Raw genomic sequence first — 1,941 nt, 5'->3', positions numbered from 1 at the left:
ACCTCCCACTTGTCGATGGCAATTGCTTGCTTCTCGCTCTTGATCTCGGCTGCCATGGATTGCCCCATCCCTTTATTTCCCCGAGGGCAGCATCGCGCAACCTATGCGCGAACGCAAGCTTCGCCCAACGGCGCTTGACGATTTCAGATCGAGGAAAAAGCCGGCGCCGCTCGCTGGAGGTTGCTTGAAAGGCGCCGGCCAAAGCGGACGCCAAGTCCGCCGCGGTTCACCCTTTAGCTGAATCTTGACCTTGCGTCATGTCGAGGTACGAAGAGAGAACTAAGCCGACTTAACCTTCTCGCAGGCGCTTTTACCGGCGGCGCCTTACGGGCCAGGCCTGCGGCTTTTGCTAGCGCCGAGCGGGCGGCAGCATAATTAGGAGCTACCATGGGATAGTCAGTCGGCAGGCTCCATTTCTGCCGGTTACTGATCGGGACTGAGATTGAAGTGAGTAGCAAGATGTCGCTTCAGCGACTTGAATTTCTTGCCGTCCTCCAGGCAGACGATGCAGTCGGGAAACACCGGCCTCTTCGGATTTACCGCCGGCACGAGAGGCACAGCAGGCGGATCTGCCGGCCTGTTGAGGCCCGACACGGAAGCATGAACAGAAGCGATAAGGTCCGGCAATGCGGCGGCAGGAAGTGGGTTCTTGCTCACATATGCCGAGACAACTTCCGCTGTTAGTTCCGCGAGCGTTGCCAGCCGCGCCACTCTGGCCTGAGGTCTACAGTGCGCTTCCTGCATGCCGCAGGCGGGCGCCAGGACGCGCGGCGCACTTCGGCAGCATAGGAGAGCGGCCAGCGGAAACACGCGCCGGGCCTACACACAGATACCTGCGCGAGCGAGTTATCCACAGGTAGCCCACAGCCGAAGGCGACAGGCAATCCCTTAACGACAAAACGGGCCTTCCCGATCTAATATTACGCGTTGGGGATGCGGCTCGCTTCGCCCAAGCATCCCCTGCACCGGTCATTTCCGCGTCGATATCGGGAATTGTCAGATTGGATGCTGCACGCATTAGCTTCAAGGCCAGGCAACGGGCGGACTCGGTCGCGCCGCCGCCCCGATTTGGTCCTTTCTGGGCTAGTATGGCGGAGGCGGCGATAGCCGGCAGTGTGGTTGCTGTTTTTTGTTGGCTTGGCGGCGGCAGTCACATGGCGGGTGCAATCGGCATAAGTATGATTTTGGCCTTTGCGTTGCCGTATTTCTATCTCCAGGAAGAACAGTAAAGCCTTTGATACAGAATACATCAGCTTGCTGGAACGAGAGAGAGCAAGTAACGACCTAGCATTTCGAGAAGTCACGTTGCCGGGAGGCAACGCCGCATGATGCCGGCCTACCGCTCCGCCGCTACATGGATCGGAGTCGCTCGCCCGCCTTGGCCGAGCACCAAGCCGCGCACGATGCGCCGCGCTCGGCCTGCTCGAAAGGGAGTTTTTGGCGGCGCTGGCCTGAGGTTCGGGATCAAGGGGCAGCCTCCTGTGCTGGTTTGAGCTACGGGCAGTGAAACATATCCCGGGTGTCTAGGTTCCGTCACAGTTGGCTACAGCCTGTCACACGTCATCGCCGGGCGGTTGCCATGAGCGCATGCCTCGCCGTCGCGGGGACAGAATCACATGCCGAGCGTCTCAGTGCACTTCCGGCAGGCCGGACAGTCTCTCTCCGCTGCTGCCTGGAGGAATTTCTGACCTTCTCGACGAATTGCGTTTTGAGTGGGACTTGCCTGAAGACAAGCCCATCCGTGATCGGTCGCGTCTGGCTAAGGCGCTGGCAGACGGACGGGAGCGTTCCTCGATGAGATAGAGCATCTCGAGAAGGGTGTTGGGTTGCTACCTTGCTGGAATCCACTTCCGCCTGCCGCGGCCTTGTCGACAAAGTGTTGCGCGCTGTCGGCAGCAAGGGCGGGCAGGGCGAAAGACATAGCTGTAGCTGTGGCCAGTG

General features: G+C 59.9%; 1 protein-coding gene and 1 pseudogene. One reads left to right on the top strand and one right to left on the bottom strand.

The window, feature by feature from the left end; genetic code table 11:
* Window positions 1–188 (top strand): hypothetical protein (locus ACXJ7R_RS31320; protein ID WP_457155188.1); only part of this gene is annotated, 188 nt, incomplete at its 5' end.
* A 45-nt stretch (window positions 189–233) separates the two neighbouring features.
* On the opposite strand, the pseudogene ACXJ7R_RS31315 reads toward ACXJ7R_RS31320, so the two are convergent.
* Window positions 234–744, bottom strand: a pseudogene (locus ACXJ7R_RS31315) (MucR family transcriptional regulator).
* Window positions 745–1,941 lie beyond the last annotated feature (1,197 nt).

It is taken from the genome of Mesorhizobium sp. P5_C1 (assembly GCF_054049815.1).
The sequence above is the reverse complement of the archived record's forward strand: the minus strand, read 5'-3'. Positions and strand labels throughout refer to the sequence as shown.